General features: G+C 72.9%; 18 protein-coding genes and 1 riboswitch. Of the genes, 9 read left to right on the top strand and 9 right to left on the bottom strand.

The features are described 5' to 3' along the window. Positions 1-150: 150 nt before the first annotated feature. The 5 genes from ABEB09_RS24755 to ABEB09_RS24735 form a co-directional block, all read right to left on the bottom strand. Positions 151-1,005 carry a chromosomal replication initiator protein DnaA gene (locus tag ABEB09_RS24755; protein ID WP_345692110.1) on the bottom strand — a complete coding sequence of 285 codons (855 nt, stop codon included), beginning with the start codon at positions 1,003-1,005 and terminating at the stop codon, positions 151-153. A 52-nt stretch (positions 1,006-1,057) separates the two neighbouring features. Continuing rightward, entirely contained in the window at positions 1,058-1,972 is a 915-nt protein-coding gene (metF, locus tag ABEB09_RS24750) for a methylenetetrahydrofolate reductase [NAD(P)H] (protein ID WP_345692109.1), read from the bottom strand. Between the two features lie 237 nt (positions 1,973-2,209). Continuing rightward, complete coding sequence (gene thiE, locus ABEB09_RS24745) at positions 2,210-2,863, bottom strand: thiamine phosphate synthase (RefSeq protein ID WP_345692108.1); 654 nt, start codon at positions 2,861-2,863, stop codon at positions 2,210-2,212. 184 nt (positions 2,864-3,047) lie between these two features. Continuing rightward, complete coding sequence (locus ABEB09_RS24740) at positions 3,048-3,413, bottom strand: Rv2175c family DNA-binding protein (protein WP_345692107.1); 366 nt, start codon at positions 3,411-3,413, stop codon at positions 3,048-3,050. Between the two features lie 107 nt (positions 3,414-3,520). Continuing rightward, positions 3,521-4,693, bottom strand: a complete 1,173-nt coding sequence (locus ABEB09_RS24735; RefSeq protein ID WP_345694075.1) for an NAD(P)/FAD-dependent oxidoreductase — start codon at positions 4,691-4,693, stop codon at positions 3,521-3,523. A gap of 310 nt (positions 4,694-5,003) precedes the next feature. Then, positions 5,004-5,115, top strand: a riboswitch (TPP riboswitch). Here ABEB09_RS24735 and thiO point away from each other — a divergent pair. The 6 genes from thiO (at position 5,113) to ABEB09_RS24705 (ending at position 10,927) form a co-directional block, all read left to right on the top strand. Then, positions 5,113-6,267 (top strand): glycine oxidase ThiO, encoded by a 1,155-nt coding sequence (gene thiO / locus ABEB09_RS24730; RefSeq protein WP_345692106.1) that lies wholly within the window; start codon positions 5,113-5,115, stop codon positions 6,265-6,267. (Overlaps the previous riboswitch by 3 nt.) Next, the gene (gene thiS, locus ABEB09_RS24725) at positions 6,264-6,491 is read left to right on the top strand and encodes a sulfur carrier protein ThiS (RefSeq protein ID WP_380840157.1); all 228 of its coding nucleotides are present in this window, start codon (positions 6,264-6,266) and stop codon (positions 6,489-6,491) included. The genes thiO and thiS overlap by 4 nt, the downstream gene beginning before the upstream one ends. 3 nt (positions 6,492-6,494) lie before the next feature. Continuing rightward, a complete protein-coding gene (locus ABEB09_RS24720; RefSeq protein ID WP_345692105.1) occupies positions 6,495-7,289 on the top strand; it encodes a thiazole synthase in 795 nt (264 codons plus the stop codon). Positions 7,290-7,446: 157 nt separating this feature from the next. Beyond that, entirely contained in the window at positions 7,447-9,399 is a 1,953-nt protein-coding gene (pknB, locus tag ABEB09_RS24715; protein ID WP_345692104.1) for a Stk1 family PASTA domain-containing Ser/Thr kinase, read from the top strand. Positions 9,400-9,405: 6 nt separating this feature from the next. Beyond that, entirely contained in the window at positions 9,406-10,293 is an 888-nt protein-coding gene (locus ABEB09_RS24710) for a deoxyribonuclease IV (protein ID WP_345692103.1), read from the top strand. A 91-nt stretch (positions 10,294-10,384) separates the two neighbouring features. Continuing rightward, positions 10,385-10,927, top strand: coding sequence for a DUF4396 domain-containing protein (locus ABEB09_RS24705; RefSeq protein ID WP_345692102.1), 543 nt, complete (start codon positions 10,385-10,387; stop codon positions 10,925-10,927). A gap of 56 nt (positions 10,928-10,983) precedes the next feature. On the opposite strand, the gene ABEB09_RS24700 is transcribed toward ABEB09_RS24705, so the two are convergent. Then, positions 10,984-11,616 carry a sulfite oxidase-like oxidoreductase gene (locus tag ABEB09_RS24700; protein ID WP_345692101.1) on the bottom strand — a complete coding sequence of 211 codons (633 nt, stop codon included), beginning with the start codon at positions 11,614-11,616 and terminating at the stop codon, positions 10,984-10,986. 158 nt (positions 11,617-11,774) lie between these two features. Between ABEB09_RS24700 and bfr the strand changes: the two genes are divergently transcribed. Beyond that, positions 11,775-12,254: a bacterioferritin gene (gene bfr, locus ABEB09_RS24695; protein ID WP_345692100.1), complete on the top strand. Its 480-nt coding sequence runs from the start codon at positions 11,775-11,777 to the stop codon at positions 12,252-12,254. Between the two features lie 27 nt (positions 12,255-12,281). Here bfr and ABEB09_RS24690 read toward each other — a convergent pair whose 3' ends face one another. Continuing rightward, positions 12,282-12,524, bottom strand: a complete 243-nt coding sequence (locus ABEB09_RS24690; protein WP_345692099.1) for a (2Fe-2S)-binding protein — start codon at positions 12,522-12,524, stop codon at positions 12,282-12,284. A 185-nt stretch (positions 12,525-12,709) separates the two neighbouring features. After that, positions 12,710-14,065 (bottom strand): class II 3-deoxy-7-phosphoheptulonate synthase, encoded by a 1,356-nt coding sequence (locus ABEB09_RS24685; protein WP_345692098.1) that lies wholly within the window; start codon positions 14,063-14,065, stop codon positions 12,710-12,712. Positions 14,066-14,182: 117 nt separating this feature from the next. Between ABEB09_RS24685 and ABEB09_RS35035 the strand changes: the two genes are divergently transcribed. Further along, entirely contained in the window at positions 14,183-14,248 is a 66-nt protein-coding gene (locus ABEB09_RS35035; RefSeq protein WP_380840198.1) for a trp operon leader peptide, read from the top strand. A 93-nt stretch (positions 14,249-14,341) separates the two neighbouring features. After that, positions 14,342-16,276 carry an anthranilate synthase family protein gene (locus ABEB09_RS24680; RefSeq protein WP_345692097.1) on the top strand — a complete coding sequence of 645 codons (1,935 nt, stop codon included), beginning with the start codon at positions 14,342-14,344 and terminating at the stop codon, positions 16,274-16,276. On the opposite strand, the gene ABEB09_RS24675 is transcribed toward ABEB09_RS24680, so the two are convergent. Beyond that, positions 16,216-17,223 (bottom strand): 2-hydroxyacid dehydrogenase, encoded by a 1,008-nt coding sequence (locus tag ABEB09_RS24675; protein ID WP_345692096.1) that lies wholly within the window; start codon positions 17,221-17,223, stop codon positions 16,216-16,218. The genes ABEB09_RS24680 and ABEB09_RS24675 overlap by 61 nt on opposite strands. Positions 17,224-17,278: the final 55 nt, after the last annotated feature.

Raw genomic sequence — 17,278 nt, 5'->3', positions numbered from 1 at the left:
CCGTGCGGGGGGCCGGCGGGGGCTCGCCCTCAGGGCGTCGGGCCCTGTGCGGGTCGGCGTCCGGAGGTCACTCGCCGGGCAGGGAGCCTGCGGGCCACCGGGGCACCGGTCGCCGGGGACGGGGAGCGCGGGCCGTAGGGCCCGGGCGGGTCAGTAGCGGTAGGGCTGGCCGCCCTGGTCGTAGCCGTAGGGGGACGGCTGGTCCTGCGGGGGCGGCGGGAACTGCTGCTCGCCGTCGCGCTGCTGCGGCACCCATACGCCGCCGGGCGGGGTGTCCATGCCGTACTGGCCGGCGTAGGGGTCGGTGTACTGCTGCTGGCCGCCGTAGCTGTCGTAGGCGCCGTACTGCGGGGCGCCCGGGCCCGCGGTGGTGGTGCCGATGTACGGGTCGGAGTACGCGGCGTACTGCTGCTGCTCGCCGGTGCCGTAGTCGTACGTCCCGGCGTAGGCACCCGTGTCGTAGCCGGAGTGGTCCGCGTACGGCGCGTACGCGGCCGTCCGGTCCTGGTCCGGGGCCGGGTTACCGGCCTGCGGGTCCTGGTAGACGCCGTACTGGCCGGTCTCGTCCGGCAGGGGCTGGGGCTCGTAGACGGGGGCCGGCCCCGCGGGCGACGGCTCGCGGGAGGGGTCGTACGGGCCGTGCGGGGCGTCCGGCGCGTCCTCGGGCCGCCCGTACTCCAGGTCCGAGACCTCCAGCGTGGGCCCGGCGTCGGCTCCGGGTGCGGTCCTGCGCCGGCGGCTGGCGCCCGGGCGGCCGCCGAGGGCCCAGCCGGTGGAGAAGCCGCGCAGGAAGGACAGCGTGACGAAGGTCTGGCCGACACCGAAGGCCGTGGCCCCGATGATGATCATGACGATCGACGAGAACACGACGCCACCGACGACGCCGAGGAAGCCGAAGAAGGCGAGCAGGCGCCAGCGCAGCCGTGCCTTGTACTGCAGCAGCACCTCACCCAGCAGCCACAGCGCGACCACGCCGAACGCGATGTAGAGGACCGTCCACCACATGCCCGCCCCTCTCGTTGCGGCCGCCGCCTCGGGACGTGACGGGTACGGCCGGTCAGGACTGCTGGTGCAGTCCGAGATTCTCGTAGATCTCGAGCGTAGCCGTGGAGTTGTTGAGCGTGATGAAGTGCAGTCCGGGCACACCCTCGGACAGCAGCCGTGCGCAGAACTCCGTTGCGAACTCGATGCCCAGTGAGCGTACAGCGGCCGCGTCGTCCTTGACCGCGAGGATCCGCTCTTTCACGACGGGCGGGAAGTGCGCGTTGCTGAGCTGCGGGAGACGGTCGAGCTGCTTGATGTTCGTGACCGGCATGACCTCCGGGATGATCGGGGTGTCGCAGCCGGCCGCGGCGACCCGGTCGCGCAGCCGCAGATAGCTCTCCGGATCGAAGAACATCTGCGTGATCGCGTAGTCGGCGCCGGCCCGGCACTTGTCGACGAAGTGCCGCACGTCGGTGTCCCAGTCCGCGGAGCGCGGGTGCATCTCGGGGAACGCGGCGACGCCCACGCAGAAGTCGCCCGCCTCCTTGATGAGGCGGACCAGGTCGACCGCGTAGTCGAGGCCCTGGGGGTGCGCGACCCAGTCGCCCATGGGGTCGCCCGGCGGGTCGCCGCGCAGGGCGAGGATGTTGCGGATGCCGGCGTCGGCGAACTGGCCGACCATGTTGCGCAGTTCGGCGACGGAGTGGCCGACCGCCGTGAGGTGGGCGACGGGTGTGAGCGTGGTGTCGGAGGCGATCTGCTCGGTGGCCTTGACCGTACCCGTACGAGTGGAACCGCCGGCTCCGTACGTCACGGAGACGAAGCTGGGTGCCACCGCCTCGACCCGGCGCAGCGCGTTCCAGAGGTTCCGCTCGCCCTTCTCGGTCTTGGGCGCCCAGAACTCGAACGAGTACGTCGTGCCGGTCGCGAGCAGATCGCGCACGGTGCGGGCGCGATCTGTCCTGGTGGAGGATGTGCCAAGGGCCATACGGGCAGGTTAGCCACCGCTGGGCGGTCACCCAACCGGAGCACACCGTTTCGCCCCATTTGTTCGTTTCTTGTCCACCCATCGGACGCCTCATGGCTCTCCTGGCCATGTTTGGCCGGAATTCGTCTCACGATGCGGACGATCGAGGGTCGCGGAGCGGATCGGCGCGGCCGGGCGGCGACGCCGACCGGTGTGGCGGGTTGCGGGGTGGGGGGAGCCGGCCCGGCGGTGGCGCGATCAGGCCGTGGCGCGTTCGCGGACCCTCTTGGCGAGGTCCGCCGTGGCGGCCGCCGGGTCGTCCGCCTCCGTGATGGCGCGGACCACCACGATCCTGCGGGCACCGGCGTCCAGCACGTCGTCGAGGTTGCCCGCGTCGATCCCGCCGATCGCGAACCAGGGCCGGTCCTGGGCCAGCGACGCCGCGTACCGCACCAGGCCGAGCCCGGGGGCGTACCGCCCCGGCTTGGTGGGCGTGGGCCAGCAGGGGCCCGTGCAGAAGTAGTCGACGCCCGGCTCGGCGACGGCCGCGTCGACCTCCGCCTCGGCGTGCGTGGACCGGCCGATGAGCACCGCGTCGCCGAGGACGGCGCGGGCGGCGGGGACCGGCAGGTCGCCCTGGCCGAGGTGCAGCACGTCGGAGGCGGCCGCGTGCGCGACGTCGGCCCGGTCGTTCACCGCGAGCAGCTTTCCGTGCCGGCGGCAGGCGTCGGCGAACACGGCCAGGTGCTCCAGCTCCTCGCCGGCCTCCATGCCCTTGTCCCGCAGCTGGACGATGTCCACGCCGGAGGACAGGACGGCGTCCAGGAACTCCGGCAGGTCGCCCTGGCGCCTGCGGGCGTCCGTGCAGAGGTAGAGCCGGGCATCGGACAGCGCGGCGCGTGCGGTGGACATGAGGTGCTCCCCCCGTGGGTCCGGCGGTGTACGGCCCGGCGACCGTACACCGCCGGCTGTGCGGTTGCTTCGACGGGCCGGGGCTCGCCGGGGGCGGCGATCGTCGCCGGCCCCGGCTCCGGGCGTCCGGACGGCGGGCGGTCCGGCCTTCGGCGGGCCGCCCGCCCGCGGTCGGCCGTGGCCGTCAGACGGCCAGTGCCTGGGCTCGGCGCTTTACCTCCGTGCCGCGGTTCTCGGCCAGTGCCTGCGCGGGCGTGCCCGGCAGGGAGGGGTCCGGCGTGAAGAGCCACTCCAGCATCTCTTCGTCGGTGAAGCCGTCATCCCTCAGGAGCGTCAGGGTGCCGGAGAGCCCCTTGACGACCTTGCCGTCCTTGATGAAGGCAGCCGGCACCTGCAGCGCGCGGTTCTCACCGCGGCGCACGGCGATCAGCTGGCCCTCCTTGACGAGCTGCCGCACCCGCGTCACCTCGACGTCCATCATCTCGGCGATGTCGGGGAGGTGAAGCCAGGCGGGGACGAGCGCATCGATCTTCGCGTCAATCTCGGTCACGTCCACAAGCCTGCCATCCCGCACTGACAGCCGGTAGCCGGGCCGGGCCGTACGGGCGGACGGCACCGCCCGTACGGCCCGGTCCCGGCCGCTCCGGCCGCTCGGCGTCAGGCCGCGTCCCGGACCGCGGCCTTCAGCGGAACGGACGGGTCCGCGACGCGCTCGGCGTCCAGGAGCGCGCCCGACTCGATGAGCTTTCGGCCCTGCGCCAGGTCCCGCGGCCGCCCCACGGCCAGCAGCGCCACGAGAGCGCCCTCCCGCAGCCAGGCCACGGACCAGGCGGCGCCGGCCGGGTCGCCGCGCGCGATCAGCGTGTCGGCGGAGGCGTGGTGGCCGGCGTACTGGACGAAGCGGCCGAACTGCTCCGACCAGAAGTACGGCACCGGGTCGTACGGCCGCGGGTCCTCGCCCACGATGTCGGCGGCGACCGTGCGGGGGCCCTGCAGGGCGTTGTCCCAGTGGTGGACGAGCAGCCGGGCGCCATAGCGGGCGGACGGGAAGGAGGCGCAGTCGCCGACGGCGTACACGTCGGGGGCGGAGGTGCGCAGGTGGTCGTCGGCCGTGATCGCGCCGTCCGGGCCGAGCGCGACGCCGGAGCCGGCCAGCCAGGCCGTGGCGGGGCGGGCGCCGATGCCCACGACGACGGCGCCGGCGGGCAGGACCCGGCCGTCGGCCAGGACGACCCTGCCGGATTCGATCTCGGCCACGCGCGCGTGCGTGAGGAGCCGGGCGCCGCTCTCCTCGTACCACTCGGCCATGGGGGCGGCGACCTCCGCGGGCAGCGCTCCGGCGAGCGGGCGTCCCGCGGCCTCCACGACGGTGACCGCGCAGCCCGCCTCGCGCGCGGCGGTGGCGAACTCGGCGCCGATCCAGCCCGCGCCGACGACCACGATGTCGTGCTGCTCGGCCAGGACGGGCCGCAGCCGTTCGGCGTCGTCCAGGGTGCGCAGCAGATGGACGCCGGGGACGCCCTCGGAGCCGGGCAGGGTGACGGGGACGGCGCCGGTGGCGACGACGAGGACGTCGTACGGGACGGGGCCCGCCTCCGTGTCGACCTCGTGGTCGCCGGGGCGCAGGCCGGTCACCTCGACGCCGAGGCGCAGCTCGATGTCCAGGGCCTCGAAGTCCACGTCGAAGGCCGAGCCCTCGGCCTTGCCGAGCAGGACCGCCTTGGACAGGGGCGGCCGGTCGTAGGGCTGGTGCGGCTCGGCGCCGATGACCAGCACCGGCCCGGTGAAGCCCTGTTCGCGCAGGGCCACGGCGGTCTGCACGCCGGCCATCCCGGCACCGACGACGACGACGCGCCGCGCGCCTTCCGCGCCGCTCGTGGGCCCGGCCGCGTCCGCCCGAACGGCACCCGGCCGGGCGCCGGATCCGGTGCGCGCCTCGGTCCCGCGCCGGTTCTGCTGTTGCTGCTGCTCGCTCACCCGATCACCTTACGCAGCTGACATGCCGTCAGGGCAGTGGCTGCTCGTTCACGGTCGCCCCGCGGACCTCCGGGGACTCCCCTTCCCCGGTCCTCCGCGGCCGAACGCCCCGCGGCGGGCTCCCTTACCCCCGGTTGCGGGCGGGGGTTAGTCTGGCCCCGCTGGAAGCACTCGCGGGAGCCCGGACGACCGGGCTGAGAGGGAGGCTGGGCGGCCTCCGACCGTACGAACCTGATCCGGGTCATGCCGGCGAAGGGAGGGGCTGGACGCCCATGTCGCGTACATCAGACGTCCTCGTCATCGGGGGCGGGATCATCGGCCTGGTCACGGCCTGGCGGGCGGCGCAGCGGGGGCTGCGCACCGCCGTGGCGGACCCCGAACCCGGCGGGGGTGCCGCCCGCGTGGCCGCGGGCATGCTCGCCGCCGTCACCGAACTGCACTACGGGGAGGAGACGCTCCTCGGGCTCAACATGGCGTCGGCGCGGCGCTATCCGGGCTTCGTCGCCGAACTGGAGGCGGCGACGGGGCTGGACGTCGGGTTCCGCACGTGCGGCACGCTGGCCGTCGCGCTGGACGCCGACGACCGCGCCCACCTGCGGGAGCTGCACGCGCTGCAGCGGCGCTGCGGGCTGGAGTCGGAGTGGCTCACCGGCCGGGAGTGCCGGCGCCTGGAGCCGCTGCTGGCGCCGGGAGTGCGCGGCGGGCTCCGCGTGGACGGCGACCACCAGGTCGATCCGCGGCGCCTGGCGGCGGCCCTGGTCGTGGCGTGCGAGCGGGCCGGGGTGACCCTGTTGCGGACACGGGCGGAGCGCCTGCGCGTGGAGCATGACCGGGCGGCCGGCGCTGCCCTGGCCGACGGTACGGAGTGGGCCGCGGACCAGGTGGTGCTGGCCGCCGGCAGCCACAGCGGCGGGCTCGGCGGCGTACCGGACGAGGTGCTGCCGCCGGTGCGGCCGGTGAAGGGGCAGGTCGTGCGGCTGACGGTGCCGCCCGCGTACGCGCCGTTCCTGAGCCGTACCGTCCGGGCGGTCGTGCGGGGCAGCCATGTGTACCTGGTGCCGCGCGAGAACGGCGAGCTGGTCGTGGGCGCGACGAGCGAGGAGCTGGGCTGGGACACGACGGTCACGGCCGGCGGGGTGTACGAGCTGCTGCGCGACGCGCACGAGCTGGTGCCGGGCATCACGGAGCTGCCGCTGGCGGAGACCGGGGCGGGGCTGCGGCCCGGCTCGCCCGACAACGCGCCGCTGCTGGGGCCCTCCGCGCTGCCGGGCCTGTGCCTGGCGACGGGGCACTACCGCAACGGGGTGCTGCTGACGCCGGTCACCGGCGATGTGCTGGCCGCGTACCTCACGACGGGCGAACTGCCCGACGAGGCCGCCGCGTTCACCCCCGCCCGCTTCTCCTCCGTTTCCGTAGGAGCGTCATGAACAGGAGCGCCATGAGCGCCGTGCTGAGCGTCTCCGTGAACGGCGAGACGCGCGAACTCACCGCCCCGACCACGCTCGACGCGCTGGTCGCCACCCTGACCACCGCACCCTCCGGGGTCGCGGCCGCGGTCAACGAGACCGTCGTCCCGCGCAGCCAGTGGGCCGGGACGGTGCTCGGCGACGGCGACCGCGTCGAGGTGCTGACCGCGGTGCAGGGGGGCTGAGGCATGGGTGACGACCGACTGACCATCGCCGGGACCACGTTCGACTCCCGGCTGATCATGGGTACGGGCGGGGCGCCCAGCCTCGACGTGCTGGAGCGTGCGCTCGTCGCGAGCGGCACGGAGCTGACGACCGTGGCGATGCGCCGCATCGACCCGACGGTCCACGGGTCCGTCCTGTCGGTCCTGGACCGGCTGGGCATCCGCGTCCTGCCGAACACGGCGGGCTGCTTCACGGCCGGCGAGGCGGTGCTCACGGCGCGCCTCGCGCGCGAGGCGCTGGGCACGGACTGGGTCAAGCTGGAGGTCGTGGCCGACGAGCGGACGCTGCTGCCGGACCCGATCGAGCTGCTGGACGCCGCCGAGACGCTGGTGGACGACGGCTTCACCGTGCTGCCGTACACCAATGACGACCCGGTGCTCGCGCGGAAGCTGGAGGACGTCGGCTGCGCGGCGATCATGCCGCTGGGCTCGCCCATCGGCTCCGGGCTCGGTATCCGCAACCCGCACAACTTCCAGCTGATCGTGGAGCACGCGCGCGTGCCCGTGATCCTGGACGCGGGGGCGGGGACGGCGTCGGACGCCGCGCTGGCGATGGAGCTGGGGTGCGCGGCGGTCATGCTGGCCTCCGCGGTCACGCGCGCGCAGGAGCCGGTGCTGATGGCCGAGGCCATGCGGCACGCCGTCGAGGCCGGCCGCCTGGCGCACCGCGCGGGCCGTATCCCCCGCCGCCACTTCGCCGAGGCGTCGTCGCCGACGGAGGGCCGCGCCGCCCTGGACCCGGAGCGCCCGGCTTTCTGACCGGCCGGTTCGCCGTCCGGCCGGTCCGCCGTCCGGCAGTCGGCCCCGCGACCCCACGGCCCTCACCGGCGGTGCGGTGTCACAGCTCGGCTGCAGTACGGGGCTGGTCATGTACAGGGCGACGGGTGGGTCGGCGGGGGCTCGTAGACTCGGGCGCGTGGATACGACCCTGCACGACCCGCTCGTCGGCCAGCTGCTCGACGGCCGTTACCGAGTCGACGCGCGCATCGCCGTCGGTGGCATGGCCACGGTCTACCGGGCCGTCGACACCCGGCTCGACCGGGTGCTCGCCCTGAAGGTGATGCACCCCTCCCTGGCGACCGACGCGTCGTTCGTGGAGCGCTTCATCCGTGAGGCCAAGTCGGTGGCGCGGCTCTCCCACCCGAACGTCGTCGGCGTCTTCGACCAGGGAGCCGACGGGGCGTACGTGTACCTGGCGATGGAGTACGTCGCCGGGTGCACGCTGCGGGACGTGCTGCGCGAGCGCGGCGCTCTCCGGCCCCGGGCCGCGCTGGACATCCTGGAGCCGGTGCTGGCGGCGCTGGGGGCGGCGCACCGGGCCGGGTTCGTGCACCGGGACATGAAGCCCGAGAACGTCCTCATAGGGGACGACGGCCGGGTCAAGGTGGCCGACTTCGGCCTCGTACGGGCCGTGGGCACCGCCACCAACACGACGGGCTCGGTCCTCGGCACGGTGTCGTACCTGGCGCCCGAGCAGATCGAGCACGGCACCGCCGACACCCGTACCGACGTGTACGCGTGCGGCGTGGTCCTGTACGAGATGCTGACGGGCGACAAGCCGCACGGCGGCGAAACCCCCGCCCAGGTCCTCTTCCAGCACCTGAACACCGACGTCCCGGCCCCGTCCGCCGCCGTCCCCGGGCTCGCCCCCGAGCTGGACGCCCTGGTGGCCTCGGCGACGGCACGCGACCCCGAGGTGCGCCCGCACGACGCGGTGGCGCTGCTGGCGCAGGCCCGCCAGTCCCGCGCCGCCCTCGGCGACGAGCAGCTGGACCTGGTCCCGCCGCAGGCCCGCGTCGAGGCGGCCGCGCCGGCCGGCACGGGCGCCTCGCCGGACGACGTGACCAGCGTCATCGCGCGCCCCCTGCCGGGCGAGCACCAGCAGGACGTCCAGCACACCAGCCGTCTGGAGCTGCCGCCCGACACCCGGCCGCAGCCCCAGCGGCCCGAGCGCCCGGCCCCCCGCCGGGTCCCGGTGAACCCGCGCCGCGGTCTGCTGGCCGCGCTCGTGGCCGTTCTCCTGCTCCTCGGCGCCGGCGCGGGCGTCTGGTACATCAACGCCGGCCAGTTCACCCGCGTCCCCACCGTGCTGGGCAAGACGCGGGCCGAGGCCGAGAAGCGGCTCGCGGACGAGGGCCTCGAAGTGGGCTCCACCCGCACCGACTTCAGCAGCGCGTACGAGCGCGGCACCGTCATGGGCACGGACCCCGCACCGGGCGAGCGCGTCCGCGGCGGCGGCCCGGTCACGCTGGTCATCTCCCGCGGCCCGAAGATCGTCAAGGTCCCGGAGCTCAAGGGCAAGCCGCTCGCCGAGGCCAAGGAGGCGCTGCGCAAGGCGGGGCTCGCGGCGGGCGTCGTCACCCAGGAGTTCAGCGACGAGGTCGCCCAGGGCTCGGTCATCAGCAGCGACCCGGGCGCCGGCACCCCGCGCGACCCGGACTCCGCCGTCGCCCTCGTCGTCAGCAAGGGCTCACCGGTCGAGGTCCCGGGTGTCGTCGGCAGCTCCGTGGAGGACGCGCGGCGCACCCTGAAGGACGCCGGGCTCACCGTGCAGATCGCCACCGAGCAGGTGCACTCCGCGCAGCCCGCGGGCAGCGTCGCCGCGCAGTCCCTCGCCGAGGGCGCGCGGGCGGCCAGGGGCGACAGCGTCACCCTCACCGTCTCCAAGGGCCCGCGCATGGTCCCGGTGCCCGAGGTGACCGGCAAGAGCGTCGACGACGCCACCCGCGAGCTGAAGGCGGCCGGTTTCGAGGTGAAGGTCGAGAAGAGCTTCCCCTTCCTCAGCGACACCGTGAGCGGCCAGTCCGTCCGCGGCGGTGACACGGCCCCCGAGGGCAGCACGATCACGATCAAGACCAAGGGAATCTAGCCACCGATGCTCCCCCACGCTCTCGACCCCGCTCGGCCAGGGGGGAGCCGCAACCCCGTCGGCAGCCATGTGCCGGTCGCCGGTGGCCTCGCCACGACCGGCCTCGCCTACGCCCGCGACATCGGCGCCGAGACCGTCCAGGTCTTCGTCGCCAATCCGCGCGGCTGGGCGACGCCCGCCGGCAACCCGGCGCAGGACGAGCTGTTCCGTGCCGCCTGCGCGGCCGAGGGCATACCGGCGTATGTCCACGCCCCGTATCTGATCAACTTCGGCTCGCACACGGAGGCCACCGTCGAGCGGTCCGTGGAGTCGCTGCGCCACTCGCTGCGCCGCGGCCGCGCCATCGGCGCGCTGGGCGTCGTGGTGCACACCGGCTCGGCGACGGGCGGCCGGCCACGTGAGGAGGCGCTGGCACAGGTGCGCGAGCACATGCTGCCGCTGCTGGACGAGCTGACCCACGACGACGACCCGTTCCTGCTGCTGGAGTCGACGGCCGGCCAGGGCTCCTCGCTCTGCTCGCGGACCTGGGACTTCGGCCCGTACTTCGAGGCGCTGGACGCGCATCCGAGGCTGGGCGTGTGCCTGGACACCTGCCACATCTTCGCGGCCGGTCACGACCTGGCCGGCGAGGACGGCGTGCGCCGGACGCTCGACCTGCTGGTCGACACCGTCGGCGAAGGCCGGCTGAAGCTCATCCACGCCAACGACTCCAAGGACGTCGTCGGCGCGCACAAGGACCGGCACGCCAACATCGGCGCCGGGCACATCGGCGAGGAGCCCTTCCGGGAGCTGATGCGCCACCCGGCGACCGAGGGCGTCCCACTGGTGATCGAGACGCCGGGCGGCAAGGAGGGGCACGCGGCGGACGTCGAGAGGCTGAAGAAACTGCGCTGATTCCCGGTCCTCACCCGCTTGAGGGAATACCCCCTGGGGGTATACGGTTCCTGCTGTTCGAGGAACCGCCACTCGGCATTGGGGGCTACCGATGCAGCACGACACGCAGACCGCGCACGACGAGCACGCCCACCACCACGGGGACCACGCGGCCCACGCGGGTCACGCCGGCCACCGGCACCACACGGGTGGCGGCAAGGTCAGCTGGGCCATGGCCGCCAAGGCCACCCTGCACTGCCTCATCGGCTGCGCCATCGGCGAGGTGCTGGGCATGGTCATCGGCACCGCCCTGGGCTGGGGCACCGCCCCGACGATGGTCCTCGCGATCGTCCTGGCGTTCTTCTTCGGCTACTCGCTCACCCTCTGGGCCGTCGTCCGGGCGGGTGTGAGCCTGAAGGCCGCGATCGGTGTGGCGCTGGCCGCGGACACGCTGTCCATCGCCGTGATGGAGATCGTCGACAACGGCGTCCTGCTGCTGGTGCCGGGCGCGATGGACGCACACCTGGCCGACGCGCTGTTCTGGGGCGCGCTCGCCTTCGCCTTCGCGGTCGCCTTCGCCGTCACGACGCCGGTCAACAAGTGGATGATCGGCCGCGGCAAGGGCCACGCGGTGGTCCACCAGTACCACCACTGAGCCGGCACCACCGCCGAACCCCGCACCAGGAGGAGCCGGGGGCCGGATACCGGGCGTCAGAGCTCGGGACCGTCCCCCGGCTCCTCCTGGTACGAGTAGCGCTGCTCGGACCAGGGGTCACCGATGTTGTGGTAGCCGCGCTCCTCCCAGAAGCCACGGCGGTCGGCGGTCATGTACTCCACGCCCCGGACCCACTTGGGCCCCTTCCAGGCGTACAGATGCGGCACGATGAGCCGCAGCGGGAAGCCGTGCTCGGCCGTCAGCAGCTCGCCGTCCTTGTGCGTGGCGAAGATCGTCCGCTCCGAGGAGAAGTCCGAGAGCCGCATGTTGGCGCTGAAGCCGTACTCGGCCCACACCATCACATGGGTGACATTGGCGGCCGGCGGCGCGAGTTCGAGGATGGTCCGGGCGGGGACACCCCCCCATTCGGCCCCGAGCATGCTGAACTTCGTGACGCAGTGCAGATCGGCGACCACCGTGGAGAACGGCAGGGCCGAGAACTCCTCGTGGTTCCAGCAGTGCTTCTCGCCGTCCGCCGTGGCGCCGAAGACCCGGAACTCCCAGCGGTCCGGCTTGAACTTGGGGACGGGACCGTAGTGGGTGACCGGCCAGCCGCGCTGCAGACGCTGCCCCGGAGGAAGCGTGGACTCCCCTGCTGCCCGGTGTTCCTCGCTCTCCGGCTGACCCATGACTCAATGGTGACAGACCGGGAGGGGTGGTCACGACCAGGGCCGGAGCCGATTCGGGCAAGTCCCACTAAGCCTGTACTTACTGGACGACCTTCCCTCACGGTGCAAGGATGCGCGCATTCAGCCCCTTTCACCCCCGCGCGGAAGGAGCCTCTGCGATGCAGGGCGACCCCGAAGTCATCGAGTTCCTGAACGAGCAGCTGACCGCCGAACTGACCGCGATCAATCAGTACTTCCTGCACTCCAAGATGCAGGAGAACCTCGGGTGGCCGAAGCTCGCCAAGTACACCCGCGCGGAGTCGTTCGACGAGATGAAGCACGCCGAGGTGCTCACCGACCGGATCCTCTTCCTGGAGGGCCTGCCGAACTACCAGCGGCTCTTCCACGTCCGCATCGGCCAGACCCTCACCGAGATGTTCCAGGCGGACCGGCAGATCGAGGTCGAGGCGATCGACCGGCTGCGGCGGGGCATCGAGCTGATGCGCAACAAGGGCGACATCACCTCGGCGAACATCTTCGAGTCGATCCTGGCGGACGAGGAGCACCACATCGACTACCTCGACACCCAGCTGGACCTGGTCGACAAGCTCGGAGAGGCGCTGTACATCGCGCAGCTGGTCGAGCAGCCGGAGAGCTAGAGCCCGGGGAGTCGGGGCCCGGGAGCCTCAGGCCGCTTCGGAAAGGTCCGAGAGGTCGGAGAGGGCCGGCTCGCCCTGGTCCAGCAGCTCGCGTCGGGGACAGGCGCCACGGCCGAGAATGGCCTGGATGCGACGTACGCACGAGCCGCAGTCGGTGCCCGCCTTGCAGGCCGACGCTATCTGGCGGGGCGTGCAGGCACCGGCGTCCGCGTGTTCCTTGACCTGCTTCTCGGTGATACCGAAGCACGAGCAGACGTACACGCGGGTCACCTCCCTGCAGGTCTTTGGGACGACACCCCCCGCTTGATCGGTGAGGCTAACCTAACCTTACCCATAGCCGAGGGCGTGGAAAAGCCCGGGAGACGCCCGGAAACGGCGATGGGGCGCGGATCACACGGATCCACGCCCCATCCACCTGTCAAGGCCGTTTACCAGCCAAGATCAACGATCTCCGGTCACTGGTCGCGGTACATCTCCGCCACCAGGAACGCCAGGTCCAGCGACTGGCTGCGGTTGAGCCGCGGGTCGCAGGCCGTCTCGTACCGCTGGTGCAGGTCGTCGACGAAGATCTCGTCGCCGCCGCCCACGCACTCGGTGACGTCGTCGCCGGTCAGCTCCACGTGGATGCCGCCCGGGTGCGTACCCAGCGCCTTGTGGACCTCGAAGAAGCCCTTGACCTCGTCCAGGACGTCGTCGAAGCGACGCGTCTTGTGGCCGGAGGCCGCCTCGAAGGTGTTGCCGTGCATCGGGTCGGTCACCCAGGCGACCGTCGCACCCGACGCGGTGACCTTCTCGACCAGCTCGGGGAGCTTGTCGCGCACCTTGTCGGCGCCCATGCGGACGACGAAGGTCAGCCGGCCCGGCTCGCGGTCCGGGTCGAGGCGGTCGATGTACGTGAGCGCCTCGTCGACCGTGGTGGTCGGGCCCAGCTTGATGCCGATCGGGTTGCGGATCTTCGACGCGAACTCGATGTGCGCCCCGTCCAGCTGGCGGGTGCGCTCACCGATCCAGACCATGTGGCCCGACGTGTCGTACAGCTCGCCGGTGCGCGAGTCGACGCGGGTCAGCGCGCCCTCGTAGTCCAGCAGCAGCGCCTCGTGCGAGGAGTAGAACTCGACCGTACGGAACTCGGCCGGGTCGGTGCCGCAGGCCTTCATGAAGTTCAGCGCGTTGTCGATCTCGCGGGCCAGCTGCTCGTAGCGCTGACCGGACGGCGACGACTTCACGAAGTCCTGGTTCCAGGCGTGCACCTGGCGCAGGTCCGCGTAACCACCCGTGGTGAAGGCGCGCACCAGGTTCAGCGTCGAGGCGGACGCCTGGTACATGCGCTTCAGCCGCTCGGGGTCCGGGACGCGGGCCTCCTCGGTGAAGTCGAAGCCGTTGACCGAGTCGCCCCGGTACGTCGGCAGCGTCACGCCGTCGCGGGTCTCGGTCGGCTTGGAGCGCGGCTTCGAGTACTGGCCGGCGATCCGGCCCACCTTCACGACGGGGACGGACGCGGCGTACGTCAGCACGGCGCCCATCTGGAGCAGCGTCTTGAGCTTCGCGCGGATGTGCTCCGCCGAGATCGCGTCGAAGGACTCGGCGCAGTCGCCGCCCTGGAGCAGGAACGCCTCGCCACGGGCGACGGCTCCCATCCGGGCGCGCAGCTGGTCGCACTCGCCGGCGAAGACGAGCGGCGGATACGACTCGAGGTCCGCGATCACATCGCGCAGAGCCTCGGCATCGGGGTACTCGGGCTGCTGCGCCGCGGGCAGGTCTCGCCAGGTCGCCTTGGCGGCGACGGCTTGGGAATCAGCGTTCACGGTCACGGCTCAACAGTAAAGGGTCGAAGCGTCGGCGGTCTCAGGAGCCCGACTGGTGAGACGGATCCGACAGATCCGGACGATCGGGCACCCGTCCACGGCGGATGCGCTAGGGTGCCCGACATGTTCGCGCAGACGACCCAGACGACCCAGAACTGGTGGTGGACCGCTCATCCGGCGGCCCACTGACTGCGCGTACGACGACATCGCGAAGGCCGCCCGAGGGGCGGCCTTCCTTCGTTCACGCGGCCGTTCCCTCCCTCTCCGGAAGGAACGCAGTTCATGGACCTCTCCCGACTGCTCGACGACACCTGCCCGCCCTTCGCCCTGCTCCGCCGCCGCACCCCCGGCCGGGACGGCGACACCGTCGAGGTGCTGACCGGCGCGGTGCACGAGGTGGAACGCCTCGCCGACCTGCCCGTCGGCGAGCGGCCGGCCCTGGCGCTCGTGCCGTTCCGGCAGCTGCGGGAGCGCGGCTTCGACGTCCGCGACGACGGCACCCCGCTGTCCGTGCTGGTCGCCGACGAGACGTACGAGCTGCCCGTGGCCGAGGCGCTGGCGCAGCTCCCCGCGCACGACGTACGGGTCGAGGGCGGCGCCTTCGACGTGCCCGACGAGGAGTACGCCGGGATCGTGCGGCGGGTGGTGGAGGACGAGATCGGCCGCGGCGAGGGAGCGAACTTCGTGATCCGCCGTACGTACACCGGGCGCGTTCCGGGCTTCGGGCGGGCCGACGCGCTGGCGCTGTTCCGGCGGCTGCTGGCCGGGGAGCGGGGCGCGTACTGGACGTTCGTCGTGCACACCGGCGAGCGGACGCTCGTGGGGGCGAGCCCGGAGGTGCACGTCCGGATGTCGGGCGGCACCGTCGTGATGAACCCGATCAGCGGCACCTACCGGTACCCGGCGGGCGTCGCTCCGACGCCGGAGCGGCTGCTGGAGTTCCTCGCCGACCGCAAGGAGACCGACGAGCTGTCGATGGTCGTGGACGAGGAGCTGAAGATGATGTGCACCGTCGGCGACATGGGCGGTGTCGTGATCGGGCCGCGGCTGAAGGAGATGTCCCACCTCGCCCACACCGAGTACGAGCTGCGGGGCCGCTCCACGCTGGACGTGCGGGAGGTGCTGCGGGAGACGATGTTCGCGGCGACCGTCACCGGGTCGCCGGTGCAGAACGCCTGCCGGGTCATCGAGCGGTACGAGCCCCTCGGGCCGGACGGGGTCGGCCGCGGCTACTACGCGGGAGCACTGGCGCTGCTGGGCCTGGACGCGGGCGGGGCGCAGACGCTGGACTCGCCGATCCTGATCCGTACCGCCGACATCGACACGGACGGGGCGCTGCGCGTCCCGGTCGGCGCGACGCTCGTACGCCACTCCGACCCGGCGGGCGAGGTCGCCGAGACCCACGCGAAGGCGGCGGGCGTGCTGACCGCGCTGGGGGTGCGGCCCGGGCGGCCGCTCGCCGAGGCGGCCGAGCCGCCGCGGCTGGCGGACGACCCGCGGGTGCGGGAGGCGCTGGACGCGCGGCGCGCGGGGCTCGCCCCGTTCTGGCTGAAGATGCAGGAGCGGTCGGCGGCGCTGCGGGGGCACGCGCTGGTGGTCGACGGGGAGGACACGTTCACCTCGATGCTGGCGCACGTGCTGCGGGCCTCCGGGCTCGAGGTGACCGTGCGGCGCTTCGACGAGCCGGGGCTGCGGGAGGCCGTCCTCGGGCACGAGGGCCCGGTGGTCCTGGGGCCCGGCCCCGGCGACCCGGGGGACGCGGGCGACCCGAAGATGCGGACGATGCGGGCGCTGGCCGCCGATCTGCTGCGCGGGCACCGGCACGGGCTGCTGGGCGTGTGCCTGGGCCACGAGCTGATCGCGGCGGAGCTGGGCCTGGACATCGTGCGCAAGCGGACCCCGTTCCAGGGCGCCCAGGTGGACGTCGACCTGTTCGGGGCGCGGGAGACCGTCGGCTTCTACAACAGCTTCACGGCCCGCTGCGACGACGAGGCCGCGCGCAGGCTGGCACTGCACGGGATCGAGGTGGCCCGCGACGCGGACGGCGGCGAGGTGCACGCCCTGCGCGGGCCGGGCTTCGCGGGCGTGCAGTTCCACCCCGAGTCGGTGCTGACGCTGAACGGCGCGGAGATCGTACGGGAGCTGGTGCGCCGGATTCAGGCCGTGCCGTCCGCGGACGGCACCAGCACGTTCTCGCCGCGCCTGCCCTCGGCGTAGTCGTCGACGTTGCGCACGGTCGTCGCGACGATCTCGCTCACCGCGTCGACCGTGTAGTACGCCTGGTGGCTGGTGACCAGCACGTTCGGGAAGGTCATCAGTCGGGCCAGGGTGTCGTCGCCGACGCCCTCCAGCGACTTGTCGAGGAAGAACAGCCCGGCCTCCGCCTCGTACACGTCGAGCCCGACCCCGGTGAACCGCCCGGCGCGCAGCTCCACGACGAGCGCGTCGGTGTCGACGAGGCCGCCGCGGCTGGAGTTCACCAGGACGGCGTCGTCCTTCATGGCCTTCAGCGCGGCGGCGTCGAGCAGGTGGTGCGTCGCGGGCAGCAGCGGGACGTGCAGGCTGACCAGGTCGGACGCGGCGAGCAGCTCGTCCTTGTCGACGTACTTCATGCCCAGGTCCAGGCAGGCGGGGTTCTGCTGGACGTCCCAGCCGAGCAGGTTCATGCCGAAGCCGTGCGCGATGCGGGTGAACGCCGTGCCGATCCTGCCGGTGCCGAGCACGCCGGCCGTGCGGCCGTGCAGGTCGCGGCCGAGGAGGCCGTGGAGCCGGAAGTCGAAGTCGCGGGTGCGGTTGGCCGCACGGACGACGCGGCGGTTCACCGCCATGGCGAGCGTCCAGGCGAACTCTGCCACCGAGTACGGCGAGTACGACGACACCCGGGCGACGGTGAGGCCCAGCTCGCGGGCGACGTCGAGGTCGATGTTGTTGAACCCGGTGGAGCGCTGGGCGACCATCCGGGTCCCGCCGGCGGCGAGGGTCCGCAGCACGCGGGCGCCCAGGTCGCAGTTGACGCTGGTGACGACCGCCTCGCGGCCGGCGGCGATGGGCGCGGTGTCCTCGGTGAGGAAGACGTCCAGACAGCGGACGCCGTGCCGGCCTGCGAAGGCCCGCTCGATGAGCGGCTTCTCGTCGGCCTGCACCCCGAATGCCAGGACCTCCACGGCGCCTCCCCGGGCTCGCTCTGCCGGTCAGGCCCACCATAAGGCGGCCCACCGA

The organism is Streptomyces coeruleoprunus, from assembly GCF_039542925.1.
In the GTDB taxonomy this organism is placed as follows: Bacteria; Actinomycetota; Actinomycetes; order Streptomycetales; family Streptomycetaceae; genus Streptomyces; species Streptomyces coeruleoprunus.
The sequence above is the reverse complement of the archived record's forward strand: the minus strand, read 5'-3'. Positions and strand labels throughout refer to the sequence as shown.